The organism is Corynebacterium nasorum (genome assembly GCF_022345765.1).
Taxonomy (GTDB): Bacteria; Actinomycetota; Actinomycetes; order Mycobacteriales; family Mycobacteriaceae; genus Corynebacterium; species Corynebacterium kefirresidentii.
Genome location: NZ_JAKRDR010000002.1, coordinates 100,746 through 126,531, shown reverse-complemented (window position 1 = coordinate 126,531; position 25,786 = coordinate 100,746). Strand labels below are relative to the sequence as shown.

23 protein-coding genes, 1 tRNA gene and 1 pseudogene are annotated in these 25,786 nt (G+C 60.5%); 10 read left to right on the top strand and 15 right to left on the bottom strand.

Annotation, left to right across the window (positions count from 1 at the left end; translation table 11 throughout):
- Positions 1-27 precede the first annotated feature (27 nt).
- Both MHK04_RS02510 and MHK04_RS02505 read right to left on the bottom strand, forming a co-directional pair.
- Positions 28-879, bottom strand: coding sequence for a PrsW family intramembrane metalloprotease (locus tag MHK04_RS02510; RefSeq protein WP_239226981.1), 852 nt, complete (start codon positions 877-879; stop codon positions 28-30).
- A complete protein-coding gene (locus MHK04_RS02505; protein WP_239207801.1) occupies positions 880-1,461 on the bottom strand; it encodes a hypothetical protein in 582 nt (193 codons plus the stop codon).
- 42 nt (positions 1,462-1,503) lie between these two features.
- Here MHK04_RS02505 and MHK04_RS02500 point away from each other — a divergent pair, with 42 nt between their 5' ends.
- The 3 genes from MHK04_RS02500 (at position 1,504) to MHK04_RS02490 (ending at position 5,820) form a co-directional block, all read left to right on the top strand.
- The gene (locus MHK04_RS02500; RefSeq protein WP_239207802.1) at positions 1,504-3,438 is read left to right on the top strand and encodes a M13 family metallopeptidase; all 1,935 of its coding nucleotides are present in this window, start codon (positions 1,504-1,506) and stop codon (positions 3,436-3,438) included.
- Positions 3,439-3,477: 39 nt separating this feature from the next.
- Positions 3,478-4,371 (top strand): alpha/beta hydrolase, encoded by an 894-nt coding sequence (locus MHK04_RS02495; RefSeq protein WP_239207803.1) that lies wholly within the window; start codon positions 3,478-3,480, stop codon positions 4,369-4,371.
- 63 nt (positions 4,372-4,434) lie between these two features.
- A complete protein-coding gene (locus MHK04_RS02490) occupies positions 4,435-5,820 on the top strand; it encodes a PepSY-associated TM helix domain-containing protein (RefSeq protein ID WP_239207804.1) in 1,386 nt (461 codons plus the stop codon).
- On the opposite strand, the gene MHK04_RS02485 is transcribed toward MHK04_RS02490, so the two are convergent.
- From MHK04_RS02485 to MHK04_RS02465, 5 genes are all read right to left on the bottom strand, one after another.
- Complete coding sequence (locus tag MHK04_RS02485) at positions 5,759-9,220, bottom strand: arabinosyltransferase domain-containing protein (RefSeq protein ID WP_239207805.1); 3,462 nt, start codon at positions 9,218-9,220, stop codon at positions 5,759-5,761. The two genes, MHK04_RS02490 and MHK04_RS02485, sit on opposite strands and share 62 nt — an antisense overlap.
- Before the next feature lie 74 nt (positions 9,221-9,294).
- On the bottom strand, positions 9,295-11,271 hold the full coding sequence (locus MHK04_RS02480; protein ID WP_239207806.1) for a galactan 5-O-arabinofuranosyltransferase: 1,977 nt from the start codon (positions 11,269-11,271) through the stop codon (positions 9,295-9,297).
- A 180-nt stretch (positions 11,272-11,451) separates the two neighbouring features.
- Positions 11,452-12,210, bottom strand: a complete 759-nt coding sequence (gene dprE2, locus MHK04_RS02475; protein ID WP_239207807.1) for a decaprenylphospho-beta-D-erythro-pentofuranosid-2-ulose 2-reductase — start codon at positions 12,208-12,210, stop codon at positions 11,452-11,454.
- A gap of 37 nt (positions 12,211-12,247) precedes the next feature.
- Complete coding sequence (dprE1, locus tag MHK04_RS02470) at positions 12,248-13,663, bottom strand: decaprenylphosphoryl-beta-D-ribose oxidase (protein ID WP_239207808.1); 1,416 nt, start codon at positions 13,661-13,663, stop codon at positions 12,248-12,250.
- A gap of 126 nt (positions 13,664-13,789) precedes the next feature.
- Positions 13,790-14,065 carry a hypothetical protein gene (locus MHK04_RS02465; RefSeq protein ID WP_200288400.1) on the bottom strand — a complete coding sequence of 92 codons (276 nt, stop codon included), beginning with the start codon at positions 14,063-14,065 and terminating at the stop codon, positions 13,790-13,792.
- Between the two features lie 34 nt (positions 14,066-14,099).
- Here MHK04_RS02465 and MHK04_RS02460 point away from each other — a divergent pair, with 34 nt between their 5' ends.
- From MHK04_RS02460 to MHK04_RS02450, 3 genes are read left to right on the top strand one after another with little or no spacing between them, the layout of a single operon-like run.
- Positions 14,100-14,564 carry a hypothetical protein gene (locus MHK04_RS02460; RefSeq protein WP_200288399.1) on the top strand — a complete coding sequence of 155 codons (465 nt, stop codon included), beginning with the start codon at positions 14,100-14,102 and terminating at the stop codon, positions 14,562-14,564.
- Between the two features lie 9 nt (positions 14,565-14,573).
- Positions 14,574-15,482, top strand: coding sequence for a plasmid pRiA4b ORF-3 family protein (locus MHK04_RS02455; protein WP_200288398.1), 909 nt, complete (start codon positions 14,574-14,576; stop codon positions 15,480-15,482).
- An 11-nt stretch (positions 15,483-15,493) separates the two neighbouring features.
- Positions 15,494-15,934 carry a GtrA family protein gene (locus tag MHK04_RS02450; RefSeq protein ID WP_200288397.1) on the top strand — a complete coding sequence of 147 codons (441 nt, stop codon included), beginning with the start codon at positions 15,494-15,496 and terminating at the stop codon, positions 15,932-15,934.
- 122 nt (positions 15,935-16,056) lie between these two features.
- Here MHK04_RS02450 and glfT1 read toward each other — a convergent pair whose 3' ends face one another.
- Positions 16,057-16,974 (bottom strand): galactofuranosyltransferase GlfT1, encoded by a 918-nt coding sequence (glfT1, locus tag MHK04_RS02445; RefSeq protein ID WP_239207869.1) that lies wholly within the window; start codon positions 16,972-16,974, stop codon positions 16,057-16,059.
- Here glfT1 and MHK04_RS12235 point away from each other — a divergent pair.
- Positions 16,922-17,521 (top strand): annotated as a pseudogene (locus MHK04_RS12235) (GNAT family N-acetyltransferase); the annotation flags it as partial. The gene glfT1 and the pseudogene MHK04_RS12235 sit on opposite strands and share 53 nt — an antisense overlap.
- A gap of 213 nt (positions 17,522-17,734) precedes the next feature.
- Here MHK04_RS12235 and wzt read toward each other — a convergent pair.
- Complete coding sequence (gene wzt, locus MHK04_RS02435) at positions 17,735-18,538, bottom strand: galactan export ABC transporter ATP-binding subunit Wzt/RfbE (protein ID WP_086588605.1); 804 nt, start codon at positions 18,536-18,538, stop codon at positions 17,735-17,737.
- A gap of 46 nt (positions 18,539-18,584) precedes the next feature.
- Positions 18,585-19,436 carry a galactan export ABC transporter permease subunit Wzm/RfbD gene (gene wzm, locus MHK04_RS02430; RefSeq protein ID WP_239207870.1) on the bottom strand — a complete coding sequence of 284 codons (852 nt, stop codon included), beginning with the start codon at positions 19,434-19,436 and terminating at the stop codon, positions 18,585-18,587.
- A 213-nt stretch (positions 19,437-19,649) separates the two neighbouring features.
- Here wzm and MHK04_RS02425 point away from each other — a divergent pair, with 213 nt between their 5' ends.
- A complete protein-coding gene (locus MHK04_RS02425; RefSeq protein ID WP_239207809.1) occupies positions 19,650-20,906 on the top strand; it encodes an aminotransferase class V-fold PLP-dependent enzyme in 1,257 nt (418 codons plus the stop codon).
- Here MHK04_RS02425 and MHK04_RS02420 read toward each other — a convergent pair.
- Positions 20,903-21,859, bottom strand: coding sequence for an NAD(P)H-quinone oxidoreductase (locus MHK04_RS02420; protein ID WP_239207871.1), 957 nt, complete (start codon positions 21,857-21,859; stop codon positions 20,903-20,905). The two genes, MHK04_RS02425 and MHK04_RS02420, sit on opposite strands and share 4 nt — an antisense overlap.
- Before the next feature lie 165 nt (positions 21,860-22,024).
- On the opposite strand from MHK04_RS02420, the gene MHK04_RS02415 reads away from it, so the two are divergent.
- Together MHK04_RS02415 and MHK04_RS02410 are read left to right on the top strand one after the other, a co-directional pair.
- A tRNA-Ser gene (locus tag MHK04_RS02415) sits at positions 22,025-22,112 on the top strand.
- A gap of 317 nt (positions 22,113-22,429) precedes the next feature.
- Positions 22,430-22,684, top strand: coding sequence for a PLD nuclease N-terminal domain-containing protein (locus MHK04_RS02410; RefSeq protein WP_023020355.1), 255 nt, complete (start codon positions 22,430-22,432; stop codon positions 22,682-22,684).
- A 19-nt stretch (positions 22,685-22,703) separates the two neighbouring features.
- On the opposite strand, the gene MHK04_RS02405 is transcribed toward MHK04_RS02410, so the two are convergent.
- The 4 genes from MHK04_RS02405 to MHK04_RS02390 are packed head-to-tail and all read right to left on the bottom strand — an operon-like array spanning position 22,704 to position 25,771.
- Positions 22,704-23,711 carry a ThiF family adenylyltransferase gene (locus tag MHK04_RS02405; protein WP_239207810.1) on the bottom strand — a complete coding sequence of 336 codons (1,008 nt, stop codon included), beginning with the start codon at positions 23,709-23,711 and terminating at the stop codon, positions 22,704-22,706.
- Positions 23,708-24,169: a molybdenum cofactor biosynthesis protein MoaE gene (locus tag MHK04_RS02400; protein WP_239207811.1), complete on the bottom strand. Its 462-nt coding sequence runs from the start codon at positions 24,167-24,169 to the stop codon at positions 23,708-23,710. The genes MHK04_RS02405 and MHK04_RS02400 overlap by 4 nt, the downstream gene beginning before the upstream one ends.
- Complete coding sequence (locus MHK04_RS02395) at positions 24,159-24,638, bottom strand: MogA/MoaB family molybdenum cofactor biosynthesis protein (RefSeq protein WP_239207812.1); 480 nt, start codon at positions 24,636-24,638, stop codon at positions 24,159-24,161. Before MHK04_RS02395 ends, MHK04_RS02400 begins: the two co-directional genes overlap by 11 nt.
- Positions 24,635-25,771 carry a molybdopterin molybdotransferase MoeA gene (locus tag MHK04_RS02390; RefSeq protein WP_239207813.1) on the bottom strand — a complete coding sequence of 379 codons (1,137 nt, stop codon included), beginning with the start codon at positions 25,769-25,771 and terminating at the stop codon, positions 24,635-24,637. Before MHK04_RS02390 ends, MHK04_RS02395 begins: the two co-directional genes overlap by 4 nt.
- Between the last annotated feature and the right edge of the window lie 15 nt (positions 25,772-25,786).

Below are 25,786 nucleotides of genomic sequence, written 5' to 3'. Positions count from 1 at the left end.
GGGTACCTCAATAATTTTGTGCAAGTGCTAACGGATGAAGGCGAGGGCGTCTTCGGCGGTGCTGTGGCTGTAGCTCTCGTCGGTTTTGGCAAGCTTATTACCGCGCAGCACCAGCCAGATGCTCAGCGGGTAAAGAATAAGCGCCACGACAACGGCTTGGATGATCGAGGCCACCTCGGAATCGTGCAGGTAATTCCAGCAGAAGTGCAGTGTAAAGGAGGCGGCTAGGGCGCCGAGGAAGACTCCGATGCGCCACCACCAGGGTTTGGCGGCGGCATAGAGTGCCCAGCCGATGCCCCAGCTGGCCAGCGCGGTGAGCAATACGTGTAGGCCAGGACCGGCGATAAGGCGCAGGCCCCACATTTCAAAAAGCCCCTGGATATCGCTATCAGGATGCATGGTGGCGCCCATGGCGCCGTAGAGGAGATTTTCGCAGGCCTCGAAGCCAAGGCCCACCACTGCGCCCACCATCCAGCCGTGCCACGGGCGGTTGAGCTGGCGGAAGGACATGAGCACGAAGATTACGCCGGTGGCCTTAGAAATTTCTTCCGGATAGGCACCGCTCCACGACATCATGGCGTCGACCCAGCCGGAGCCAATGGCGAGCTGCATGACCGGCCCAGCGCTGATAAGCGCCAAGGCAACGGCTACTCCGCCGCCCCAAAGGAAAGCCAGCGTGGCCCATAGGCGCGCCGGGCGGGCCCACATGGGGCTGCGTTGCAGCAGGTAGATGACCAGCGCCACGAGTATGGCGGCGATGAGCAGGCTGAGCAGGCCCATCAGGGGAGAAATCAAAAATGTGCTTAGCGTCTGGAAAAAGAAGGCGATGAGTCCAATGGCGGATAAGATCCACAGCGTGGTGCGAAAGAGCTTAGACATCTAGAACATCAACTCCCCGGAGAAATCAGCGAATTCTGAATCGGCATCGGCGGGTAGATCCTTTTGGCCGAAGGCATGCCAAATGCGGGAGGCGGTGGCGCGGGCCTGCTCACCCTTGCCGGTCACGGTGACCACCCAATCCTTGTTTTCGTCCTCGCCGGTGCCGTCGAGGGAGAGGGCGGCGGTGGAGGAGGGGGCGTCGGCAAGCAGGAGTGCCCCGTTAGTGCCGTCGAAGGTAGGGGCATCGGCCGGCAAGGGCGCCATGGCTAGGGCGCGGACCATGCGGCGCAAGGTGGTGGCATCGTCTTTGGCATCTTCGGTAAGGGTGGCTTGTACGCTGACATCGCCGCAGTTCCAGCCGATGCTGGCGAGGGATTCATAGTCGCGCTCGCAATAAAGATCGGGAACGTCAATCTCCCAGTCCTGGCTGGGCTCGGCTAGGGTGACCTGCTCGACGTCTGCGGAAGAATCCCCCAGCGCCGCCTGCACGATCATGGGCAGGGCAAGAACCACCGCCACGAACGCAATGACTGCGCAGAAAAGGCGCCGCGGCTGCGCTGGAGGAAAGCGATAAAAATTCATGGACCACACCTTATCTTGTCGCTTTGCCCTAGAGTGGCAAGCATGAAAGATCTTTATCAACTAGTCAATGGACCCTGGCTGGAAAGCCACGTCATTCCCGATGATCGCGGCGTGGACGGCACCTTCCACGCGCTGCGCGACGAGGCCGAAGAACTCGTCCACGATATCGTGCAAAAGGACAATGGCCGACCGGGCAAGCTCTATGCCTCCTTTATGGATACCGAAGGGGTTAATGCGGCCGGCATGGCTCCATTGGATGCGGATCTGGACCGCCTGAGCGCGGCCGACCCAGAGGAATTAGCGCAACGCCTGGGTGAACTCGAGCGCACCGGTGTCGGCTCCCCGGTGACCTTTTGGGTATCTAAGGACTCTGGTTCCGAGGACGCCATTGCCTATGTCATTCAATCCGGCCTGGGCCTGCCGGATGAGGCTTATTACCGCGAGGAAGCCCACGCCGAAACGCTGGCCGCCTATGAAAAGCATGTGGCAGAGATGCTGGAGTTCCTCGACCCAGCCCGCCTCTTTGGCCTAGGCGCCGAGGTAGCCGCCCAGCGCATCGTGGGCTTGGAAAAGGAACTTGCCGCTGGCCATTGGGATGTGGTCTCCACCCGCGATGCGGTCAAGACCTATAACCCGTGTGAGTTTGGCGAGCTGCCCGCTATGGCGCGGGCCGTGCTCTCCGGCGGCAACCTGCCGGAGCACCGCGTAGTCAATATGATGCCGTCCTACCTCGAGCACTTCGAGAGCCTCTTTACCTCCGAGCGCATGGCCGATTGGCAGCTGTGGGCCACCTGGCACATCCTGCGCTCCCGCGCGGCCATGCTGCCGGAGGAAGTAGGCGCGAAGAACTTTGAGTTCTACGGCACCAAGCTCTCCGGCGCCACCCAGCAGCGCGACCGGTGGAAGCGCGCGGTAGGCCTGGCTGAGTCCCTCGTGGGAGAAGAGATTGGTCAGGTATTCGTGGATAAGCACTTCCCGGACTCCTCCAAGCGCGAGATGGATGAGCTGGTGGCCTACCTCATTGCTGCCTACCGCGAGCGCATCTCTCAGCTGGAGTGGATGACCCCGACCACCCGCGAGCGTGCCTTGGAGAAACTTTCCCAGTTCAAGGCCAAGATTGGCTTCCCGGATTCCTGGCGCGATTATTCCGGCCTTGAGGTCTCCGGCAAGGGCGCGGACCTGTTGGCTAATGCGCGTGCCGGCTCTGCCTTTTCTCACGACTTCGAGCTGGCCAAGATTGGCAAGCCGGCCGATCGCGATGAGTGGGTGACTACCCCGCAGACGGTCAACGCCTTTTATAACCCAGTGGTCAATGACATCACCTTCCCGGCGGCAATCCTGCGCCCGCCGTTTTATAACCCGGAGGCCGATGCCGCAGAAAACTTCGGCGCTATTGGTGCCGTCATTGGCCACGAAATTGGCCACGGCTTTGATGACCAAGGCTCGCAGTTTGATGGTCAGGGCAACCTGAACTCCTGGTGGTCCGATGAGGACCGCGCCGCCTTTGAAAAGCTCACCGCTAAGTTGGTAGAGCAGTTCAATGGTCAGGTACCGACGGTGCTCAAGGAGGCCGGCATCGAATCTACTGGGGTGAACGGCAGCTTTACCCTGGGCGAGAATATCGGTGACCTGGGTGGTTTGGGTATCGCCGTGGTGGCTTTTAAGAACTACTGCGCCGATAAGGGCATCGACCTGCAGGGCAAGGAGGAAAAGTTCGAGGTAGACGGTGCCGAGCCAGAGCTGGCTGAGCATACCTACAATGGCCTGCAGCGCTTCTTCCTGTCCTGGGCCCGCGTATGGCGTACCGCCATCCGTCCGGAGATGGCCACCCAGTACCTAGCCATTGACCCGCACTCGCCGGCGGAGTTCCGCTGCAACCTCATTGCGGCCAATATTGCGGAGTTCTACGAGGCCTTTGACGTGGCAGAGGATTCTGCCATGTACATTGCGCCGGAGGATCGCGTCACCATTTGGTAGACCTTTCCGCCGGTAGGCGGTGCGCGTAGGCTCGGTGGCATGACTAACGCAGATGCTAACCAGGATCCGCACCGCCCGCTGGAGCCTGGCCAGGAGTGGCACATCGGCGGCCAGGACCGTCAGATGGACGACAAGGAGCAGCTCGAGCAGCTCATTGCCTATATCGATGCCCACTATGACACCCCGGATTTCCGCCCACCGTGGGCCGGGAGCGGCTCTCCTGAGGCGGATCAATATTGCGCGCTTTTGCCGGACCGGATTACACACGCGGCAATGATGGTGCTCGGTACTGCGGTGGACCATGCGCTACCGGGCACTGCGTACACGGAGGGTATCAGCGTGGAAGAGTCCGAGGTGGGAACCATTTTTCGGCCCACAAAGTCCACCGGCCGCTGGGCGGTGTCGCTCCACTCGGGCGGCTGGTGGCGCGGTGCTGGCCAGGCACTAGAGATGCAATGGCGCCCTGAGGTAGCAGCCGCCGCGCAGCTATCTGGCACCACCATCATTGATGTGGATTATCCGCTCGCGCCTGCGCACACCGTGGCGGAGATGGTCACTGCCGTGCAGTACGCCATCGACTATGCCCGCAAGCAGGGTGCTTCCAGCGTTACCACTTGGGGATATTCTTCCGGCGGGGCACTGGCGGCGCTTGCGCCTGCCGACGCCCTCCTGCTCACCTTCCCCGATTTCGGTGCCCTGGAAAATCTGCCGGATGACCTCCGTGCCGGCTATGCAATTCCGGCGGACCTTTCTAAGCTCTGCCCGGTGACTTTCGTGCAGACCGCGACCGAGGATGAGATTGCTGCGCGTGTTTCTGTGCCCGGCGCCGTGGCGCGCGATTATGTCTCTACCCACCGCGTGTCTACCCCGGCGGTTGCCCGTCAGCGCGTGCGGGATGCGGCCGCGTTCCTGGCAGGAGAGCTAGAAAAATAACAATTGCCTGGAGGTTCCATGCTAAAAGGGAACTAGTTTCAATAGGATCGCGACTAGTTCCGCATGACCATATCCACTCATGGCGCGCTATCGCGCCTGCATAAATTCGCCGGCGTAATCATTGCGCCCTTTCTCATCGTCGCAGCGTTAAGCGGGTTTCTCTATGCCTTGGCGCCCACCTTTGAACCGTGGATTTACCACGATGAGGTGACAGCCACCGCGCAAGGCAGCCCGCGCAGCCTTGATGAACAGATTGCCGCCGCCCAGCGCCAGCACCCGGATGGGACCGTGGTTCGAGTCGAGCCTTCCGAAGACCCGCAGGAGACCACCCGCGTGCTTTTCGACGACTCCACCGCCCCCAATTCCAGCTATACCCACGCTGTCTTTGTAGACCCGGTGGACCTGCACATCACTGGGGAACTACAACAATATGGCGGCTCGCGGGCGCTGCCTTTCCGTACGTGGGCCTCTAATGGCCACCGCACCCTATGGTTGGGCGAGCCTGGCCGTCTCTATGCCGAACTTGCGGCCTCGTGGCTCGGCGCGCTGAGCATCCTCGGTCTCTACCTGTGGCTCAAGCGTAAACAAAGGAATAAGAAGCAGCCCTCTAAGGTACTGGCGCTGCACGCCCGCGTGGGTGCCTGGTTGTTGCCGGGCTTCCTCTTTCTTACGGTTACTGGCCTGACATGGTCGCTGGTAGCGGGCACAAGTATTGGCAAGGTGCGGGAGGAACTTAATTGGAAGGAACCGTCCGTGGCCACCTCCGTTGCAGAAGCGGGGGCTAGCACTGGGGCGGGGGAGCATGCCAACCACGCCGAGCACGTGGGGCACGCGGGGCACGCTGGGCATACGGGAAACCACGATGCCGCAGAACTCGCCGGAGCCCAAACTGCAGAATCGACCGCCCGTAGCCAGGGTTTGACCGGGGTACTGGAAATGACCCCACCGGAAAAACCCGGCGATGCGTGGGGCGTGCGGGAGGCTCGTGCGGCCTTCAAGTTACGCAGCGACGCCGTGGCGGTTATTCCGAACGGGGAGGTCATCGACCGCATCAATTCGGCCGACTGGCCGCTTGCGGCACAGCTAACCTCGTGGCTCATCCAGCTGCACATGGGGACGCTTTTTGGAATCTATAGCCAGATTGCATTGGCGGTACTCGCCCTCGGCCTGCTCGTGGTGAGCATTGCGGGCCTGTGGATGTGGTGGAAGAAACCGCGCCGCAGCCTGCCCGAGCTAAAAATTACCCCCGCCGTGCTGGCGGGGGTGGTGGCCTACTCAATCATCGCGCCGCTCTTTGGCGTTTCACTATTGCTCTTTTTCGTAGGTGATTGGATCGTGCGGCGCCTGCGCGCCCCGAAGCAGGATCAGGGCGCGGCCGCTGGGGAGGTTACTCCTCGCCCTCGGGGCGAATCTTCATCTCGGAGTCTTTCCACAGTCCGGAACGGGTAATGTCCTCATAATCAATCTCGGCTGGCACTGGGGCATTGCCCTGTGAATCGGTACGCAGTTCGTACTTTTCGATGGCACCCCAGTCGCGTGCCCAATCATTATTGAGGTAGCTCGGGATCTCATAGGAGTAGTTGACCGCCTCCGCGGTGGACATGGCACCACCACCAGAGAAGGACTGGAAGTCCGTCAGCGAGGTCTGTGCCGAGGAGTCCGGCAGGATGCGATACTTCGGGATTTCCGTGACGCCGGCAAAGTGGTCAAAGGTGCGCTGGCACGGGAACTGTAGGGCTACGGCCCAGTCCAATAGCGCCGGGGTGTCCTTGGAGAACTGGTTATTGATGGTGTCCAGCTCTGGGACGCGCGGCGGAGTAAAGGCCAGCCAGTCATCCTCATCGGTGGAGTCATCCGTTGCTACCAGGCGCACCACGTTGGCATCCTTTGGCAACTTATCCAGTGGCAGGCGCAGGTTGCGCCACTTTGGCGTGGCACCGACGGCGGAGAGTTCTTCCTCGCCAGTATTGGTGACCTTTCCGGAGTCATCGATGGTGCCGTACTCGAGGCTAAGCTTCATGCCTTCCTGCTCTACCCCGTTGACGTCGTGGTGGTAGATATTGCCGGCTGCAGATACGGCGAGCACGGGAGTATTGTCCTTGGCCTCTGGCAGGTTGTACCACTTGGTGGTCACTTCAGAGGTGGAGTCTTGCTCCTCGGAATAGGAGCCGAGCACCGGGACCTTGGTGTAATCCAGGTTGAACGGCAGGTGCATGGTAGAGCCATTGACACCCTCAGTGCCGCGTACTCCACCCTCCGAGGTATTGGTGGTTTCCTTGGACTTCTTGTCCTTTTTGTCTTGCTTATTCTTTGTCTCCTGGGAATCAGCGGAATCGCTGTTACCGCCGGATTCGGTATCCGCACCCGAGGTAGCGGTCTCCGCGCTATCGGAGGAGGAGTCGCTGGAGCCATCCGCGATGGCACCTACGGAGGCGGAATTCTGGTTTTCCGGCTCGATGGATTCAGGGATGAAGTTTGGATCGAAGCCCTTGTGGGTCTCGTCCTGGTCCACCAGGGAATCGCCCAAGTCGCCTTCAACCGGGGTCAGGAAGGAATCATTGGTGTTGGTCTCCACCATGGTCTGATCCGCCAGAGCGCAGGTATTGCCGCGCAGGGAGGCCACGTTGCCCTTGCCCACGGAGTAGGAATCCGCCTGCGAGACGGTGGCCTTGGCAAAGGAAGCACACGATAGCGCTATCACGATGGCACAGGCCAAGGCGATGGGCGCGGACATGATACCGGCGGAGCGCGAAACCTTAGCGGCGGCATTTTTCTCAAATTCCGCCAGGGTGCCGGCCTCTTCTGCTTGGGACTTGCGGTAGCTATGGCGCAGGGACTGCACTATGCCGATGGCGAAGATGACCAGCGCGATGGCAAGGAGCACCTTATTGGCCTCGATGGCCTTGAATTGCACCGTACGGTCCCACCACGGGATGCCAAAGGAGGAAACGTACCACCAAGCGTTCCAGCCGGCGAAAGAGATGGCCAATAAGAAGACCACCGCGGCGATAGCGAAGGTGCGAGCGCGCGGCGAGCGCAGTGCGAATTGGGAGAGCACCACGGCACCGAGGGCGGCGATAACACCGGCCACGCCGGCGTAGATGCCAAAGTGGTGGGTCCACTTGGTGGGGGTGAACATGAGGAAGAACATGGACAGCGCCACAATAATGAGCAGGCGCTGGGTCGGGCCAACGGCAGCACCGACGACACGGCGGTCTTTGATGAAGGCCGCCACGATGAGCACTAGGCAGAAGAGCATGGTGAAGACCGCGAAGCGGCGGGTGAGCGAGCCATCCACCGATTCCTGGAAGAGGGTGGAGTAGCGCGCGTACTCCGCGTACCACGGCAGGGAGGGGCCAACCTCGGAGCGCACGCGGGTGGACTCCAGCACGGTCGATAGCGTCTGGTCACCAAAGGCGGCAACCATGATGGCGGTGCCAGCGCTAAGGAATGGCGCAATGAGCGCGAGCCAGCCCAAGGTGCCACCGCCCATGGACGGTACGCGCTCGGCCATGGCGCGGAAGAGGTGCGGCAGGCTGACCAGGAAAACGCCCACGGCAAAGAGGCCGGTGGGGCCGGCGGCCAAGGTGATGGTTGCGGCGATGGTGCCCACGGCCGCCGGGAGCAGGCGGTGGGTGGAAATGGCACGCTCAAAAGAGGCCCAAGTAAACATCACGCCAAGCGCCACGATGGGCTCGGGGCGGGTGCCGTTGTTATAGGGCAGCCAGAAGGCCAAGAACATAAGCGCCGCGGTCCAGTGAGCGACCCGGCGGCCGTCGACAAGCTGGCCAAAGCGCGGGAGTATCTCGCGGGAGAGGATAAACCAGATGATGAGCCCAGAAATCAGGCCGGGCAAGCGCACGAAGACCGAGGCGGTGGAAATCTGGGAGAGAACGGCAACCAGGTCATAATAGGGGGCGCCGAAGGGCGCCTCTGGCACGCCGTACCAGCGGTAGTAGTTGGCCATGTAGGTCGCGTGATCGAAGACGCGGCTCATGGAGAAGATGAAGCCATCATCGGAGGTATTGGCGCCGAAGATATACCAAAATCCCAAGACGGCGGCCACCACGCCATCGAGCGGGCGCACCTTCTTCCACGTCTTAGGCATGAAGCCAAAGCGGCGGCCATCGAGGCGGTCGATGCGCCATAGGCAGAACAGGGATACGACCACCATGGCGGTGCCCAGCCACATGGCGATGGTCTTGAGCACCGTCGGGGAGGAGGTGAAGCGGGAGTTGATATCGACGTGCACATTGAGGCCGTCGTCAAGCAGGGCCTGCACGTCCGCTTTATCGTCTATTTCGGTATAGACACCGGTGACCTGCGGGCGCAGATCCTCTTCGGTGGTCTTTTCATGATCCCCCACGCGCACGCTGGTGCCATCGCCCGTAGCGGAAATCTCAATCTTGGCGTCCTTGGGGAGCTTGGCTACCTCTTTGGAGTTGAGGGTAAGCAGAACCTCATCCAAGGAGACAACGGAAAGGCCCTCCTCATTCGCGCGGACAAAAAGGCCGCGGTTGGAGGCTTTCTTGGACTCCGGAGGGACGGTGCCGTAGACCATGGACTGTCCCTCACGCAGCTCATCGACTGCGGAGATAGGGATGGTGGCCTGAAGATCCTCCGGCGCCACGGAAATGAGTGGCGCGTTGATGGACTGCACGGAATCATGCTGCGGCCAGTCATAAGAGGACTGAGTTTGGGTCACCGGCAGTAGCGGGGTGGCTACAAAACACAGGAAACCAATCAGTCCGGCAATGATCGCGGTCCACCGCAGGCCCGCGGGGGCGGCGGTGAAGCGGGAGCTAGCAGGTCGCGCTTGGGTGGAATTCGTAGTGAGGCTATCTGACACGGCGATTAGTCTACGTCAGATAACCCTCTCCGCCCGCGGGCACACCCTGCCGCGGGCGGGAAGTGTGGGTGAACTTACTTGGTGCGAACGGCTGTTACGAAGGGGCCGGTCTGCTTTAGCTTCCAGCCCTTGTCAAAGACATCGGCGTTGAAGAAGACCGCGCGATAGCGAATATTCGGCTGATTGGGGTAGATATCTTCTGCCAAATGTAGCTTGAAACCATCGTCCTTATTTTCTAAATCACCGCGGAAGATCATGACATCTGGGCTGCGCCACGCAGCGGAATCCAGGGCCTTGCGGAACTCATCCGGCTTCATGTCCCAGGAATCGTTGGCCCAGGTTTCAATCTGCTCATTGCGGGTGCTGAACTCACCCAGTGGATTGGCATAGTGGCTGGTAAAGGCGTTGAAACCCCAATAAGGGTAGTAAGACATGAAGATCTTTTCATCAGTAAGCACCACCGTGTCATCCGGCGTATAGCCCTGGTCCTGGATGAAGTTGTGGATATCCAGGTAGTAATGAGCAGAATCGCTAGTGAAGCGGTCGGCGCGCTCGCCATAGCCATCGGTATCGCTATAAGCGTGGTCGATGGCGTCCTCGTTGGCCTCCGGAATCTGCTGCGCATAGAAGACGCCGGCCAGGGCAAGGATAATGCCCAAGACCGCGGTGATTTGCTTATTGGTGGTATGGGAGAAGCGCGCCGGGTAGAGGCGGTGTACGCCCAAGAGGCGAACCTCGGCTAAGGCTAGGACACCGGCGGTAGCAAAAAGGAGTACCACGATGATTTCGAGGCGGAAGCTCAGCAGCGTGGTGCCGGCCAGCGTTGCCACCATAGACACAACGATCCATAGATAGCTGCCAATGAGGGAGATGCCCAGCGCGCGCACCTCTTGGTCATTGAGACGAATGACCATGTAGATAAGTCCCATAAGGCAGAGGAAGCCCACAATGCTAAAGGACAAAAATGGCACCGGAATCTGGGTGCCTTCCTCCGGCAAGTAGTGCTGCGCGGTGGTCTGCAGCGGTACTGGCGAGTGCATGACCGCCCATACATAGGGGCCCCAGGCGATGAGCGCAATGGCAATGGAGCCTGCCGCCATTACCGCCAAGCGCACGATGGGGCGCCACGTATGCTCATATAGCGCGGTAAAGAGCGCGATGAGGCTGACCACGGTGAGCGCGGCCGCACCGGTGAAAAGCGTGTAGAACGTGGCGGAATTGCCCAGGTAGAGTGTCACACCCAGGGTGGAGAGCCAAGAGCCACGGAAGGCGCGGGCGCTGAGCACTGCGACGGTGGGCAGGCCCATGGCGATGACCGCGGAGTAGGGCTCCTCGGCCGCGATGGTGAGCGTAATCGCGGTGGTGACTAGGGCGATGGCGGTGGCGACCGGTAGGGAGCTGGTGAGGCGCTGCCAGAGGGGCACCAAAATGCAGCCGGCTACAGCGATGGAGATAAGCGCCCAGGGCTGGTAGACCTCCCATCCCGGAATGCCCAATAGCGCGCCCAAGCGGCCGCCCAGCCAGAACCAGCCAATGGGGTAAAAGGACGGCATATCCTGATAGTTCATATCCGCATAGCCCATCTCATCCACTGAGCGGGTGAGGAACTGGGTGCGGAAAGCCTGATCCACCTGCACGCCGTCGAGCCACAAACGGGAGGCGGACAGCGGCAGACCCACGGCAGCCAAGGTCAGCAGCGCGGGGGAGAGATAGGTGACCGCGTAGGTCAGCCAGACCCGCCAGCGCGGCCGAGTAAAGGAATCCTTGTAGTGGTCATAAAGCCACCACACGCACAGCCCGCCGGCTAGAGCCAGCGTGACCACCACGCCCACCGTGCTCAGCGCGCGGGTGACCATGGAGGTATTAAAAGAAGGCAGAGATACCGTCTTGAAGGCAAACCAGCCCAGCAGCGTGACCACACCACTGGCTAGCGCGGTCAACACAATACCCAGCAGGGTCGCGCGATGAGTCAGCGCATCGGCGCGGTAGGCCTCGGTGCGCGGATTTTCGCTCACGGGCGTTGACTGGGTGGGTATAGCTGTGCTTGTCATGCCCATTAGTTTCGCATACCCAAGCGCCACAACCCAGATTTGGCGCGGGCAGGAAAACACTTGCTTTCCGACGCCCCCTTATACACCACCGCCCCCGCCCCTCCCCGCCGCGGGCGTGCAGCGAGAAGGAGAAGCGGGGGCGAGGCGGCTGGCAGGCGCCAGTGCAGAAACCGCGGTGATTTAGAACGGCAGCTTGCGGAAAATGGCCTGCGGGATGAACTTGAATGCCAAAGAAACGTATTCAAACAGCGGGTGCACGAAGATGGACTGCTTGCCATCGAGCACGGCCTTCACGGTGGCTTCGGCAACATCGGAGACGTTGACGGTCAACGGGGCGTCGCCAGCCTCGGCGGACATCTTGGTGCGAACCTGGCCTGGGCGGACAACCAGCACGTTGGCGCCGGTGCCGCGCAGAGCCTCTCCCAGGTTGATGTAGAAGCCGTCCACGCCTGCCTTGGAAGCACCGTAGACAAAGTTGGAACGGCGCACGCGCATGCCAGCCATGGAGGACATGGCGACGATGGTGCCGTGGCCCTGGTGCTTGAACTTCTCGCCCAGAAGCACGCCCACGGAAACCGGGGCGGTGTAGTTGGTCTGCGCGGAGGCGACGGCCTTGTCGTGGTTTTGCCACAGCTCCTCCTGGTCACCCAGGGTGCCGAAGGCAACGATGGCCACGTCTACATCGCCGCGTGCCCAGGCTTTATTGATTACCTCTGGGTGGGAGTCAAAGTCAGTGGCGTCGAAGTCCAAAACCTCCACGTCAGCGCCACGAGATTCCAGGTCTGCCTTGGCCTGGGCGATGCGCGGGGACTCCGGTCGGGCAGCCAGGGTGACCTTGGCGGGGCTGCGCTGCAGGAATTCGGAGACGACGCCGAGGCCGATCTCAGAGGTGCCGCCCAGAAGCAGGATGTGTTGTGCTTGGCCTACTGCATTAAGCATGGTCAGTAAATCTCCTTAAAGGTGTTATTTCCAGTGATTAGTGCAGCTCGAGGCGGCGGGACATATCGGAGGCGAAGACGCCGGTCGGGTCGATCTCATTGCGGGTCTTCAGCCAGCCCTCCATGCCCGGGTACATCTTGTGGAAGTTCTCCGCGGAAGTGCGGGACTCCTTGGCCAAGTAGAGGCGGCCGCCGAATTCCATCACGCGGCGGTCCAAGTCATCCAGGAACTTGCCCAGGCCCGGACGGATGGGGAAGTCCACGCAGACGTTCCAACCCGGCATTGGATAGGACAGCGGCGCGCGGTTGCCTTCACCGAAGAGCTTGAACACGTTGAGGGCCGAGTAGTGGCCGGAGCGTTGCATATCGCGGATGATCTCCTTGAACGGCTCCACGGCCTCGGTCGGTACCACGAACTGGTACTGCAAGAAGCCCTTGGAACCGTAGCCGCGGTTCCACTCGCCGATGAGATCCAACGGCTGGTAGAACTGCGTCAGGTTCTTGACCTGGTTCTTGGCCGGTGCACCCATGGTGTAGTATGCCAAGCCCACAGCGGAGAGGGAAAGCTTATTCATGGTCCAGGACGGGAAGATATCCGGCACCGTCATCAGCTGCGGCGCATTGAACTTCAACGGATCCTTAGCCAGCTTCGGGGCTAGCTCTTCCAGCTGTGCCAAGGTGGCCAGCGAACCGCGGGAAATGGTGGAGCGACCCAGCTTTGGTTCTGGGGAAATGACATCGAACCAGGCGGAAGAATAAGTGTAGTTGTGCTCGGAACCATCGGAGTGGAAGGCGATGGTTTCATCCAAGTTATCGGTGCGGTCCGTATCCGCGATGAAATAAGCGGTTTCCGTCTTGGTCATGCGGATGGTGGCGCGCAGGATGATGCCGGTTAGGCCCATGCCGCCAACGGTGGCCCAGAAGAGGTCGCCGCTGGGGTCATCCTCGGAGCCTTCCGGGGTCAGGTGCAGCACGCGGCCATCGGCCACGAGCAGCTCCATGGAGACCACGTGGTTACCAAAGGAGCCGGCGGAGTGGTGGTTCTTGCCGTGAATATCCGGGCCGATTGCGCCACCGATGGTGACCTGGCGGGTACCCGGCAGAACCGGAACCCACAGGCCATAAGGCAGGGCAGCCTTCATCAGCTGGTCTAGGGTGACGCCACCATCGACGTCCACCAGAGCGGACTCCGGGTCGATGGAGTGGATCTTATTGAGCTTTTGCATGTCGATGACCAAGCCGCCGCCATTTTGGGCGGGGTCACCGTAGGAGCGGCCCATGCCGCGGGCAATGACGCCACGGCGCAGGTGGGCGGGCTTATCCGAGTTATCTTCTGCAACCTGGGCCACGGCCTTCTTGACCACGTCCACGTCTTCGGTGGCGAGAACATGGGCGGTCGTCGGGGCGGTGCGGCCCCAGCCGTGCAGGGACTTTTCAGTGGTATGTAATTCCATCTCTTACTCTTTGCTCGACGGATTTGTGTCGCCTCCCTAGCCTACCTAGCTCACACGAGGGTAGACGGAGTGACGCGAGTGATATTCAGAACAAAACGGACGCTTGTACTGCCCGAATGTGTCCGTTTATAGATCCATAAGCGCGCGGATTTCCTCCGGCAGCTCTTCCTGAGATTCAATAGTCGGGCCATCGTACTCCCGCAAAAGGTCATAGACACGAGCGCGCGAGGAGGAATCCAGCATGGGCAATTCCTCTGCCATTAGGCGAGTCATGAAAGGACTCAACGGCACATCGGTGTGTTCCGTGGCCTCGAAGTGGCCGTTGCGCTTATCGTCTTCCGCACGCACATCCTGAGCCGCCTGCTGCGCTGGCGTCATGTGCTCTGTCTTATCCGAGTACATGCGCATTAGCTTACCGCCGCTTAAAGTGGTCGCTATGACCAACAACCACGAGACACAAGATCAGCGCCAAGACAACTACGCCCTCGATGACACCCTGGCGGGCCGCATTACCCAAGCCGCTGCTGTGGGTATCGCGACCTCTTATCCAGATTGGATCACATCCAAAGGCGGTTTGATTACTGCCTATACCTTGTCTTTCTTTGGTTTTGGTGCCCTGGTGGCCTATACCAACGCGCACGCGGAACAGGATGGTGATGAGCCGCGCTCCCCGCAGGATGCATCCGATCAGGGCCTCAAACCCTGGGCCATTTTTGCCGCAGTGGTGCTGCTGCTCATCCTAGGCGGCTGGATGAACGTTGCAATTTCCCGCCGAATGGTAAAGTTCCTGCGTAAGCGCGGTGCCAAGCGGCCGTGGACCCTGCTGGGCGCCATTGGCGCGGCACTGACGTTCCTGATTAGTGAGCTGGAAGCGCGCGATATTGCAAAACTAGCTTCCTAAAACTTGCGTATGGTGGGGCCCATGAACGCAGGGGTCACCGATATCGCACAGGCGCGGGCCAAACGCGCCAATAGCGTGGTATCCCTCAAACGCGAGCCCCTAACAATCATTTGCCAAGCTGCGAATATCCGCGCCGATGGTGAGGTGCACCGCCAGATTGGCTTTAGCGATGCCCTGACCTTCACCGAGTTGCACCGTGTGCTGCGCATTTGCTTTGGCCTGCCGGAGGAGGAATCCCCCTGGCACTTTTATGAACACACCGAGGCGCGTGGCCCGCGCATCGATCCGGAACGTCAGGCCTCCGAATTCCTCTGGCGCGAAGGCGATCAAATCGACTTCGCCTGGGGGCTATGGGACTTCGAGCTGGTGGTAGCTGAAATTTATCCGCGCGATAATGGCACCCCGGAAGCGCTATGCGTAGGCGGCTCGGGCTCGCTCTTTGCACCCTTTGAATTAACCAGCGTCAACCGGGAATTGACCGGGCAAGAAGTCACCGATGAGGTCCTTTCCGCGGTAGCGTCCCCTGTGCGTGATTTGATTGAGCGCACCAAGCTCTATGACTTTGTTCCGCTGCTGCAGGCGATGGACCTGAGCAGGGGTACCGAATTGTCACCGCAAACTGCCCGCGTGCTCGCCAGCCTGCCGCGCGAGGTTACCCATGAAGGCAAAGACGCCTTTTGGTCCATGGCGCTAGCCCTATCGTGCATGGGGGGCGCGGAGCTGACCGATTCCGTCGTGGAGACCACCATGGATGCCCTCGGCTGGGTCAATGACGATGGCTCGGCGCTGACCGGGGCTGAAGTGCGGGAGTTATGTGCGGCATCGTTGCAGCAATTGGCGGGGATAGGCGCCTATGGTGCCGAATCCGCCGCGCCGGTGGATCGGTTGGACATGTACCGAGCGCTCTTGCGCGGGTAGGCTACTCACTCGTGACTAACTCCGCTGATGACGCCGTAGAAGTAAAACCTTCGTCCACCTCGCTGCACACCCAACTGGTGCGATTTATTTCCGTGGGTGTAGGTGCCGCCGCCATTGACTATGGCCTGACGCTTTTATTGACGTATGTGGGACTCCACCGTTCCGCCGCCAAGGCCATCGGTTGGGTTTTTGGCACCATTGCCGCCTACCTGGCTAATGCGCGGTGGACCTTTGGGGCTAAGGTCTCCGGCCGTACGGCCGTCACCGTGGGGATCTTGTACGCCTCCACTTTCGCGGTTCAAAACTTCTTGTACTGGGTGCTCAATGAGCCGCTTTTATCCCTTGGCTTAGAAGGCGTGCTTAAAGACACCATCGCCTTTGTCATCGCCCAGGGCGTGGCCACAGTGACCAATTTTGCCATTCAGAGGGCCTTCATTTTTAAAGAAAAATAACCTCGCCACGGGAATCGAGCCCGACCAATCTGCGCGCGCGGGGCGTCAAACTCTCGGTGGTGGCGGTAATGTGCCGCGCTTATCGACGCCCCCTTGCCCAGCCCCTGCAGTTCGGCTTCGGCCTAGCTAGGGCGCCGGAAATCTTCCCTGCGCCCGCGGTTGTGGAGCTTGAGCCATTCGAGAAAGCCGGCCGGATCGTGGCGCTGGACCAGGAAGAACCAACCAAAGCGGGCGAATTCCTGTGGTAGTAGCTTGCGCATGCCGCGCTGCCACAATAAATAGCCGCGATTGCGGTAAGTGAAAAACCGCTTGAACTCACCCTCTGGGAACTGGGTGTGCATCTTGCCGCCCAAAATGGGCTTGAACTCATCCGATCCATCTGGGTGCAGGTAGCTTGTGGTCAGCGCCGTGCCGAAAGAGAGCCCGGAGTTGACCAGCCGGCGGTGGTATTCCACCTCATCGCCGCGGATAAAGAGCCGGTAGTCTGGCACACCAATGATTTCCATGGCCGCTGCGGAAATCAGCGCGCCGTTAAATAGCGATGCGATGCCAGGCAGGAAAACGCCCTCCAGCTCATCCATCCGTCGGCGCCACACTAGGCCTTGGCGCAGGGGGAAGGCGAGCTGGTCGGGATCGTTGATATTGCATACCGCTGGCGAGACCTCATGCAAACGGTTGGCCTCGGCCACCCGATACAGCTCCGCAAGGACCGTGTGATCGGCGGGGCGGCCATCGTCATCGGCACACCACACGGCATCCGCGCCCAAAGAAAGGGCGGTGAGAAAGCCTAGCGCAAAGCCACCAGCTCCGCCCAGGTTGGTCTCCGAAGGCACGTAGACGCCGCGGTCGCCCGCCATGGACTCGACAAGTTCACGCACTGCATTTTCCGCACCATTATCCACCACGATCACCCACTGCACGGGGTGGGTTTGGTGTACCACCTGTTCGAGCGATGCCCGCAGCAGTTCGGCGCGCTGATGGGTAACAATGACGGCGGCGGTAGAACCGGTAGAAGTCAGGGTGGCAGTCATGGGTTTCATCTTGCCACCGGGGTGGGGGACCAGCGCAGAAACACTCCGCATTGGTGGAGCGAAAAGTGGATATAGGCGCAGTTTTGCGGATACTGTGAAGCCTATGGAAAACTTCTGGCCGCCTTTTGCGGTGACCATTCGGGCCTGCGATGATACGGGCCGCGGGGTTGACCTGCGTGTCATGCGCGATGAGGACATCGCACAGGTAGCGCAGGTGTGTGCGGAAGATATCTATGGCGACGACATTCCAGAACATGCATTTCCCTGGCTTTTTGATGAGAAGACGAATACCCCCGCCGCCATGGCCCAGCACCGATGGGAGCACCGAGCGAAGCTGTGTCCCCAGAAGTGGACCTTGGATTTCATCGCTCGCCAGGTAGAAACCCAAGAATTAGTAGGCGTGGTGGACCTGGCGGCAGAAAATTTTGCGGCCGCACGGGAAATAGAAACTGCATCATGGGTGCTGCACCGCTTTCAAGGCCAAGGCTATGGCACGCTTATCCGCCAGGCGATGGCGGCGTTTTCCTTCTTGCACCTCGATGCGGGTTCGCTGTGCACCAGTTGGATAAAAACCAACCGCGCCTCAGCCCGGGTGAGTGAAAAGTTGGGCTACCGCGTTAGCACCGAGGAAAAGGAAGAGCCTGCGGGCCCAGGAAAAATTAACCGGCCGGTGGTCAGTGCGCGCCTGAGCGCTGTGGACTATCACCGGCCGGAAGGGGTGCAGGTGGACGTGACGGGTGTGGGGGGACCCGCTGCTGCATATGCTCAGCTAGTTGCCGCTGGTGTCCTCATTTTCAAAACGCTCGCGCAGGTCGCGGACGTAGTCGCCCACCTCAGGTCCTTCGTACTCACCGACGACCTCGGAAACCTCGCCTACGGAGCGGATCTCACCGTGGTCGATCCACAAGGCGGTATTGCATAGCTGGGCCAAAAAGTCATTGGAGTGGGAGGCAAAGACTAGGATGCCGGAGCGCTTCACCAGCTCCTGCAGGCGTACGCGTGCCTTGGCCATGAAGGCGGCGTCGACCGCACCAATGCCCTCATCCAACAACAGGATTTCCGGCTCAATGGAGGTCACCACGCCGAGCGCCAAGCGCACTCGCATACCGGTGGAATAGGTGCGCAGCGGCATGGAGAGATAGTCGCCGAGCTCAGAAAACTCCGCAATCTCATCCATCTTCTTTTTCATCTGCTTGATGGACTGGCCCAAAAACAGGCCGCGGATAATGATGTTGTCGTAGCCAGAAACTTCCGGGTCCATGCCTACGCCCAAATCAAAAACGGGGGCCACTCGGCCGCGCACATCGGCAGAACCGCGGGTGGGCTCATAGATCCCAGACAAAAGGCGCAGCAAGGTGGATTTACCGGCGCCGTTATGGCCCACCAAACCCACGCGGTCGCCCTCGCGCAGGTGCAGGTTAATGTCCTTCAGGGCTTCCACCACGACGGTGTTTTGGGCATTTTTGCCAATGGCACCACCGGCAGAAGAGAGCATGGCCTTCTTCAGTGAGCGAGATTTGGCATCAAAGATGGGAAAGTCCACGCACGCGTTATACGTATCAATCGAGACCATCAGTCAGTATCCTTTCGAGGAATCTCCACAAGTACAGGGCGTGGGCTTAGACCCAGTAGCTGACGCGGAAGCGCCACTTGCGCATGACCAAGCCGGCGATGAGCAGGCCGAGCACGGTGCAGCCGATAACGATCCACCAGTGGTAGGCGGCTACCGGCTCACCGATCATGGGTGCGCGGACGATTTCTAGGTAGTGATAGAGCGGGTTGATCTCCGCGATGCGGGCTCGCCCGGCCACGGCACCGCCCTGATCCTTCAGGGTATTGGTCATCCACACAATCGGGGTGACGTAGAACAAGAGCTGGGTTAAAGCCTCCAGCAGCGGGGCTACGTCACGGAAACGGGTGGCAATGATGCCAAAGAACATCGTGACCCACACGCCGTTGACCAACAACAACGCCAAGCCTGGGATAAAGAGGAAGAACTCCCAACCCAGACTGCGCGGGAAGATGAGGATAAGCAACAGCCAGATGATGAGGTTATGGCCTAAAAATAATGTTTGGCGCCACACCAGGCGGTAGACGTGCACCGAAAGAGGGGCGGGAAGCTGTTTAATCAAGCCCTCATTATCAATGAAGACGGTGGAGCCTTCCTTGATACAGCCCGAAATGAAGGTCCACATAATAAGGCCCACGGTGACGTGGGGGAGGAACTCCGCAACGGTAATCTGGAAGAGCATGGAGTACAAAAGGCCCAAGGCGAGGGCCATCACGCCGGTGGCGATGGTGATCCAAAACGGGCCCAGGACAGAGCGGCGGTAGCGCTGCTTAATATCTTGAATACCCAGTTTGAACCACAGCTCGCGCTGCTGTGCACCCTGCGCAAGGTCCGCGAAGGCGGCCTTGAGGGTCTCGGACTGGGACGCTGGGGTGGCCTCGCCATCTGGCTGGGAGGTCATGCGGGCGATATCAGCGCGCAGTTGATTGTTATCTTGCACGCTCAACACCCTAGCGCGCGGGCTGGGCAAACGGGAACTACACGCCGCTAGCCTGCGAAAACGGCCATATTCAGCGAAAATCCAGATTTGGGAAACTTGCGGCAAACGCGTATACAGTAGGGAATCGACCGCCACTGAGTGGCGATGCCTAGCGCGAAAAAAGAAGGGACCGAAATGCCAGCAGGAGCTTCGGCGCACTATGACGTATTCAGTGTGCGCGGTTTATACACCGGGCTATCTGATGGTTGGACCTACCTCAACGCGCACGCGGTTCCCCAGATTTCTGAGCGAGTAGCCTCCGGCGTGGCCCGCTCTTTCCGTATGTCTACCGCGGTGGCGCCCCAGGAAGGGCCGGGCGGCGCCCACTCTGCCACACCTGCGCCGGGGCGCTTGGAAGGAGATGGGAATTACACCGCTGCGCGCATGGCCGTAGCAGATCTGACCGGTTCCAAAGCAGACCGCGTGGTGCTCGGTCCCTCCCTGCCGGTGCTTTACCAGTCCTTGGCGCATGCGGCGCGCCCGCTGCTCGGCAGCAATTCCTCACTAGTGCTCTCAAAGCTGGACCCGCCTTCCTTGTATTCAGCATTTTCTGAGGTTAAAGCAGAAACCCGCTGGGCCCAGCCGGACTTAGGTACGGGTGAGTTGCCGGGTTTCCAATTCGCCGAGCTTGTCGACGGCTCCACGCGACTCGTCGCTTTCTCTGCCGCCCACGAGCTTTTGGGTACGGTCTCCCCGACGGCTGAGATCATAGACACCGTGCATGAACGCTCTCGCGCCTGGACGCTTCTCGACGTCTCTGCGATCGCCCCCTACCGCCCCATCAACTTCGATGAGCTCGGTGCCGATATCTTGGGTCTCGACCTTGGTCTGCTGGGCGGCCCGCAGCTAGCGGCCTTGGTATTCCGCGATACCCGTATGTTCCGCCGCCTCGATGCCCTCGATCCGGTGCATGCCAGCAAGGGCGCTCGCAAGCTGGAAACGCCAATTTCCTCTGGCCTGGCCGGCGGTGTCGGACCACTCGTGGACCATCTTGCCGCCCTCGCCGGTGGGGAGAATGGCTCCCGCCGCAAGCGCCTGCGCACCTCTATGGATGCGCTTAGCGCCTACCTCGAGGACCTGCGCGGGGACCTTTATTCCTTCTTGAGCACCTTGCCTGCCGTACACATCCTCGGAGTGACGGGAGAGGCGGCCGCAGGCGCATCCGATGATCGCCTGCCGCGCCTTACCTTTGCTGTGAAGGGTGTTCCGGCGGAGACCGTGTACAAGCGTCTCTTTGATAATGGGCTGGTCACCACGCTTGCCCCGCAGACCCCGTTGCTAACGGAGATGGGCGTGGAGGAAATCGGCGGCGCCGTTACCGTTGCGCTTGGCCCCTTCAACACTTATCACGACGTCGAACACCTCACCCGCGTCGTAGCTTCCTTGGCCTAAACGCTAAGCACCAAAGTGCCGGTGACCTCGCCGCTGTCTAGGGCGGCGTGGGCCTGGGCGGCGTCGGCAAGCGGGTAAGTGGCGTGCAACGCATGCTTTACCCGGCCATCCTCCAACATGGGCCAGACATTTTCTACTGTGCCCGCCACAATCTGCGCTTTGTCTTCTAGATCGCGGGCCCGCAGCGTCGTCCCCTGGATGGTCAGGCGCTTGGGCAGCATGGCTCCCAAATTAATTTCTGCTTTGGTGCCGCCCTGCATGCCAATAATGATGAGCTTGCCGTCCTTAGCTAGGCACTTCATATTCTTTTCAAGGTATTTTGCGCCGATGATATCCAAAATGACATCGCAGCTTCCCTTTAACTCATCTAAGAAGTCCTGCTCCTTGTAGTTGATGAGAATGTCGGCGCCCAGCTCGCGGCAACGCTCCAACTTCTCCTGGGAACCGGCCGTGACCGCCACTTCTGCCCCCAGCGCCTTAGCCACCTGAATGGCGAAAGTGCCAATGCCGCCTCCTCCGCCATGGATGAGTACACGCTGGCCTTCGCGCAGCCCCGCCTCAATGCCTAGGTTGGACCACACGGTGCATCCAACCTCGACTACCGCCGCGGTTTCCTCAACGCTATACCCCTGGGGTAGAGGAAGTAGCTGGCCCTGTGGGACCGCAACGTATTCGGCGTAGCCACCACCAGCGAGCAAACAGCCCACTTCGGTGCCCACCTCCCAGTCGGTATCCCCGGCGTCCGTGATGATGCCCGCTGCTTCCAAGCCCAGGATTTCTGACGCCCCCGGTGGCGGCGGATAAGCTCCCATCGTTTGCAGGATATCGCCGCGGTTAACGCCTGCTGCCTGCACCTTGACGAGCACCTCGCCCGGCTGGAGCTGGGGAACCTCGACCTCGTGGAGCTCTAGGGACCGGCGCTCCTGAGGATCGGTCTGGACAATTGCCTTCATTTTTCCTGTAGTCATAGGCCCAATTTAACGAACCTGGTGTGTCCTGCGCCACGAAAGGGGCTGCATTTCAGAACTACAGGTGGATTTTTGGGAAACCAGGCCATCTATTTAGTACACTGACCAAGTTGCTTCGTGGGCAAGAAAAGTGCCTTCGATATACAACGTGGAGACGTGGCAGAGCGGCCGAATGCACCGGTCTTGAAAACCGGCGAGGTTTATTCCTCCGCGGGTTCAAATCCCGCCGTCTCCGCCAACGTCATAATTTATGACTCGGCGATACCTCGGTAGCTTCTGGCTCACGCTAGGAGTTACCGTTTTCTCGTTTTACTTATGTGCGGCTATCCCGGGAGGCCTCACCCTGGATGGTGTTAACCCGAACTTGGTCATGGCGGGGCACCGGAAAACGGCTTGGGGTTAAAACCTGCTTCTTGTGGTGCTGCGGCATTTCATACCGGGGGATGATGTGCCTGGTGCGGCGCAGACTTAATCTTGGAAATGTACAGGGCAAGTGAGATGTGATTGTGGTCAAGCTCTGTAGCGAAGATAAAAATCACTCGGCGAAAGGACACTATGAGCACTTCGGAGTTTTACCTAGCAGCAGCGGAATCTACTAACCCTAACGATACGTGGTGGTTCCTCGGGTTCCTTCCCATCCTTTTGCTCGTCGCGTTCTGGATAGCGGCCTTAATTTCTATCATTTTTTCTGGGTACACGCTTGCGGCGAAGGTGCTCTTTATCGTCGCTACCTTCACACTGCCCTTCTTAGGACCGCTGATCTGGTTCCTCTTTGTTCGCGGAAAAGAAGACAAGAATAGAAGGGTCTAGACGACTCGCCGGGGGCGCGTTAAGACGCTCCTTGTTGTTCCAACCACGCGTTAATACCGCCACGCAGGGAAACCACCTGTGAGTATCCGCGCTCGCGCAGAGCGTGGACGGCTTGGGCGGAGCGGATGCCGCTGGCGCAATATATAACGGCTACCTCGTCCCGTGCGATATCGGGGTTTTCACCGGCGAGGATGCGGTTGAGGGGAAGATGCGCTGAATTAGGAATGGTAGACTGGGCGCGCTCGGGGTCTGTGCGGACATCGATAAGCATGGCGTGAGCAGGGATCTCGCGGACCTCGGGGGCATCGTCCGGCTGGGTAGGCTCCGCCCCGGTGGAACGGATGGGGATATACTCCCACGTCCCAGAAAGGGCCTCGTAGTAGCCGAGCGTGCCCATAAGCGGGGTGCCGACGCCGGTAATGATTTTTAAGGCTTCCAAGGCCATCGCGGATCCCACCACGCCGACGATCGGCCCCAGAACGCCGGCCTGGGAGCACGAAGGAACCTCGCCTGGGGCAGGGGCAGTGGGAAAGACATCCTCGTACACGGGGCCCTTGCCCGACCAAAAGACGCTCATTTGCGCATCGAATCCCAAGATAGAGGCCCAAATGTGCGGAATGCCCAAGCTATGGGCGGCCCAAGAGCACAGGTAGCGGGCGTCGAAATTATCCGTGCCATCGAGGAGCACGTCGCAGCCGCGCAATTGCTCGAGGGCGGTGGCCGTTTCGAGGCGACCATGGCAGGTGATGTCCACCTCCGGATTGAGCGCGCGGACGGCGGCCGCGGCGGAATCAGTCTTCGGCGTGCCAATGGCCGCGGTGGTGTGGATGACTTGGCGGTGCAGGTTGGAAGGGGAGACCACGTCGTCGTCGAAAAGCGAAATGTGGCCTACGCCCGCACCGGCCAGGTAGAGCAAGGCGGGGGAGCCTAGGCCGCCGGCGCCGATAACAGCCACGTGGGCTGCGCTGAGCTTGCGCTGTCCCTCCTCGCCCCAGAGCGCTTCTTGGCGGGCATAGCGGATGCTCATTCCAGCCCCACCCAGTGAGTGGAGCCATCGCCGTGGCTTTGTTCTTTCCAGATAGGGACCTCGGCTTTGACGCGATCGGCGCATTCTTCGGCCGCACGAAAGGCATCGCCGCGGTGCGCGGCGGCCGCAACTACGGCAAAGGCTAGGTCACCAACCTTGAGATCCCCCGTGCGGTGGGCGGCCCAGAGGCGCACTGGGTGGTTAGCCGCGACAGAATCGGTGACTTCCTGCAGCTTTTCCGGTGCGGTTGGATGCGCGCTATAGGAAAGAAGGGTGACATTCGGCCGGCCGCCATCATGATCGCGGACGACGCCTTCAAAGGTGACAACGGCACCCATGGCGGCCGTGGCGGTCTCTTCCTTGGCAGCGGCAAGGTGGGATTCAAGGGGCTGATCGCCCAAAAGCGTGCCAATGGTGCAGCCGGTCTGTTCGGCCACATAGGAGGGATCAGTGCTCATGTACTCCTTCTAACATATCGACGATCGGAACAATTAATTTATCCAAAACCGCACAGCCGTCTTTTACCCCGCCGGTGGAACCAGGCAGCGTCATAGCAAAGGTGGAGTCATTAACACCGGCAATCGCGCGGGAAGCCACCGCGGTGGGCACGCTTTCCAAGCCTTTCTGCCAGAAGGCCACTGCGATGCCAGGCAGCTCGCGGGTGATATGCGGCGCGACAGCTTCTACCGTCTTGTCATCTTGAGTCAGGCCGGTGCCACCAGAGGTCAAGATGACCGAGGGCTCTTCGGCGAAGGCGGCAGCAACGGCGGCGGCAATATCGGCATCGGGGACGATGCGTGCATCGGGGCAGTCAAAGCCCTTGCGTCGCAAGAATTCCACCGCGATGGGGCCGGATCGATCCTCGTAGATTCCTGCGGCGGCGCGGGTAGAAGCGACGATGACGATGGCGGTGCGCTGTGGGCTCATAGTGGGTAGACCTCAACTTCCTGGCCTTCCGCAAGGCGTTGGCCGGCTGGGATGCGGATGAGATGGGTGGCATCGGCCGCTTGGGCGAGCAGATGGGAGCTGGCACCACCGAGGATATGGGCGTGGGAATCGACGCGCCCACGGCGAAATTGCTCTTTGTGCGCGAGGCCTTCAATGCCTGCCGCGAGCGGAACGCGGAAAGACTCCGGTGCCCAACCCAGCGCCGGAGCAACGAAGAGGCGGAAACTTACCAACGTGGAGAGGGGATTTCCCGGCAGACAGATTACCGGCGTGCCGTGGAAAGTAGCGATACCCTGTGGCCCGCCGGGCTGCTGGTCCACATGGCCGAACCAGCCATCGAGCACTTGGCGTACTACTTCAAACTTCCCAGCAGAGATTCCGCCCGAGGTAATGATGGCGTCCGGGTGATGTTGCGCAATGGCGTCTGCGAAAGCGTGGGTTAGGGCCTCCGGGTCATCATCGGTGGTGGTATAGCCCGCGACGTCGATGCCGGCGCGGCGGGCCAATGCCGTCAATAACGGCGCATTGGCGTCAGGAATGGCGGCGCTACCACTGCCGATTTCTGCTCCGCCGGTGCAAATCAGGATGCGGGCGGGGCGGTAGACCTCCACCTCGGCGATGCCTTGGGAAGCAAGGGCGGCCAAGCGGACCGGCGTGAGTTTATCGCCCTGGGCCGCCAGGAGGGCGCCTTCTTCTAAGTCCGAGCCGGCGCGGCGGATGAATTGCCCAGGTGAGGTCTCCGGCACGGTGACACGGTCACCCGGGGCGAGGAATTCTTGTGGTTCGCAGTGCTCAATGGGCACGATGGCTGCAGTTCCTTCCGGCACCTTGGCGCCGGTCATGATGGGGCAGGCCGCGTTGAGTGAGCCGTGGAGCACTTGGGCGGGCTCTGTACCGGCGGCGATGGTGGGGCCTACCTGGTAAGTCCCGGCCGCACACTGGGGGAGGGCGTAGCCATCCATTTGTGAATTATCAAAGCGCGGGGAAGGGAAATCAGCGCGGATATCCGCAGCTAAGACCATTTCCTGTGCCTGATTGAGGGCCACGGTGGTTACGTGACGTACGGGCAGGGCCGCGGCGACTTCACGCGCGTGGGCTTCAGGTGTGCGCATGACGGCTAGTTTACC